The sequence below is a fragment of the Rhizobium sp. P1_E1 genome (genome assembly GCF_056406015.1).
In genome coordinates this window covers 1-2,604 of the sequence record NZ_JBFUAY010000386.1, presented here as the reverse complement: position 1 = coordinate 2,604, position 2,604 = coordinate 1, and the positions used below count along the sequence as shown (strand labels likewise).

Annotated in this window: 2 protein-coding genes and 1 pseudogene; 2 read left to right on the top strand and 1 reads right to left on the bottom strand. The window is 63.0% G+C overall.

What is annotated here, in order from left to right; translation table 11 throughout:
* The coding region (locus AC1D1Z_RS36090; RefSeq protein WP_477853593.1) for an adenylate/guanylate cyclase domain-containing protein at positions 1 to 1,192 on the top strand (1,192 nt) is incomplete at its 5' end.
* Positions 1,192 to 2,070 carry an FkbM family methyltransferase gene (locus AC1D1Z_RS36085; RefSeq protein ID WP_477853592.1) on the top strand — a complete coding sequence of 293 codons (879 nt, stop codon included), beginning with the start codon at positions 1,192 to 1,194 and terminating at the stop codon, positions 2,068 to 2,070. The genes AC1D1Z_RS36090 and AC1D1Z_RS36085, both read left to right, overlap by 1 nt.
* A gap of 30 nt (positions 2,071 to 2,100) precedes the next feature.
* Here the strand turns inward: AC1D1Z_RS36085 and AC1D1Z_RS36080 are convergent.
* A pseudogene (locus tag AC1D1Z_RS36080) lies at positions 2,101 to 2,604 on the bottom strand (RDD family protein); the annotation flags it as partial.

The following is a 2,604-nucleotide window of genomic DNA, read 5'->3' as shown; positions in this document are numbered from 1 at the left end:
GCTCATGCTGGCGCTCGCCATCCTCGTGCCGGTGCTCGCGCTGCTCGGTTTCGTCGAAATGGGCCGGACACTCGCCGACCCTTCCTACCAGCAGTCAATGACGGTCAGCGCTTACAAGGAGGGCGTCAACACCCGTTACGCCTCGAACCCGGACGTTCACCGTCAGGTCGCCATGATCCGTGCCGGGCTCTACGGCGCCTTCTCGGCCTCGCTGCTCATCGTCGTCGTCGCCCGCGCCCGGCGCAGGCTGAAGGAGCGGCTCGACCAGGTTGCCGTGAATTATCCGGGCGGCGAGGTGATCCGCGTGCCGCGCGGCTTCTCGGTGCTGGAAGCAAGCCGGCTCGGCGGCTTGCCGCATTATGCCGTCTGCGGCGGCAAGGGCCAGTGCTCCACCTGCCGCGTGCAGATCCTCGGCGATTACGAAAGCCTGCCTGCCCCGGACAAGATGGAACAGACGACCCTGAAGCGCATCAATGCCGGCCCGGATGTCCGGCTCGCCTGCCAGCTTCGTCCGAACCGCGACGTTGCCGTCGCGCCGCTTCTCGTGCCGGCGATCGAGGCTGCGCTTCCCGCCAACAGCCAGGAGACAAGCCCCGGCCGCGAACGCGAGATCGCCGTGCTCTTCGTCGATATCCGCCATTTCACCACGCTGACGGAAACCCGCCTGCCCTTCGACGTCGTCTTCCTGCTGAACCGCTATTTCGCCATCATCGGCAAGGCGGTGGAGCAGGCGGGCGGGCGGCTCGACAAGTTCATTGGCGAYGGCGCCATGGCGCTCTTCGGCCTCAATACCGCGCCGGAGGAAGCCTGCCGCCAGGCGCTCAACGCGGCAGCAGCGATCGTCGCCGAGATCGATAAACTCGCCGCCGAGCTGGCCGATGAACTGGCACTGCCGCTGCGCATCGCCATCGGCATTCACACCGGCCCGGCCGTCGTCGGCACGATGGGATACGGCCGGGTCCGCAGCATGACGGCGATCGGCGATACCGTCAATGTTGCGAGCCGGCTCGAGACCGCCGCCAAGGAGTTCGAGGCGGCGATCGTCATCTCCGAGCCGGTAGCGAACCTTTCGGGTGCTGACCTCGCCGGCATCGAAAGCCGTGAAATCAGTGTGCGCGGCCGGGCCCTGCCCTTGAAAGTCTACGTCATTCCGAGAGAGAAAGCGGCAGAACCGCTCGAAGGAAAAGACTGATGCCCGGCAAGCCCTGGCTGACCGCCAAATACTGGAGCCGCCGCCTGCGCAAGGCGCGCAATGCTGCCGCTTCGCGCTTCTTCGACACCCGCTTCGGCCGCCGCCTGCTGATCGAGAATATCGGCCCGCGCGTCGTCTCGATGACGGTCGACGCCGGCGACCATCTGATGACCTTCTCGCCCTCGGACTATATTGGCCGCAAGGTCTTCCGGAAGGGCCATTTCGAGCGCGAGGCCGTTGACCGGCTGATCGTTATCCTGCGAGAGCGGGGTCTGCTCAGAAAGGATGCGACGCTGCTCGAGATCGGCGGCAATATCGGCACCCAGACCGTCTATTTCGCGCTCAGCGACACTTACATCAATATCGTCAGTGTTGAGCCCGACCCGCGCAATTTCCCGCTGCTTCAGCTCAACATTCGCCAGAACCGGCTGGAGGAAAAAGTCCGGCTCATCAATTGCGCCGCCGGCGAGAGCGAAGGCGAGATCGACTTTTTCCTCAACCTCAACAATCACGGCAAGAGCAGCGCCATTCGCCAGAGCCCGACGGACCAGAAGATCAGCGTGGCGGTGAAGCCGGTTTCCGAAATCCTTGCCGGACTTTCGGTCGATCCGGCCGCAATCGGGCTTGTCTGGATGGATATCGAAGGCTACGAGCCGGTCGCCTGCCGCTCGATGCAGCCGCTGCTTGCCCGCCGCGTGCCGCTCTATATGGAGTTTACGCCGCTCTTCTACGGAGCAGAGGGAACGAAAGCCTTCATATCAATGCTATCAGGCTTCTACGAGGATTGCCTCGTCCTTTTCGAGGACCGCGAGGTGGAGATGAAGGTGCGCGAGCTGCCGGGCGAGTTCGAGCAGTACGACGTGCTGTTTTTGCCGTAGAAGGCGCGTTGTTTCGGAAACTACGTCGCATCAAACAAGTTTCTTCGCCTCTGTTCGCGAATGCTCATGATATTTGTTTTCGCGAAGCGTGCCGAAAAGCTTCAAGCTCTCCAGATGCTCGCGCTGGGCGCGATAGAACTCGTTGAGGAAGTGCAGCTCCCGGCCGGGCTTCACGGTGTCTTCATACCGAATCCTCCGGGTAATGGTTCGCACGATCTGTTCGATCTCCTTATAGTTGGACGTCTTTGTCGAGTCGCGAAGCACGTCCTCCAACGTCTGCAGCTCATATTTGCCGTAGACATCGAGGTGTTCCGGCAGGAATTCGAATTCCGCCTGCGTCGACGCGGCGGCGGGGGCGGACAGCGCGAGGTCGGACAGCAGCACGGAGCGCGGAGTGTCGACCACCAGGGTGCCGGCAATGATGTCGCCGAGCCTCTGCCGGCGCCGGTTGGTGAAGGGAACGACGACCACTGCCAGAAGCCAGAGGCTCGTCAGACCGTTTTCCCAGGCCGACTGCGTGTCGACCGAAGCCAA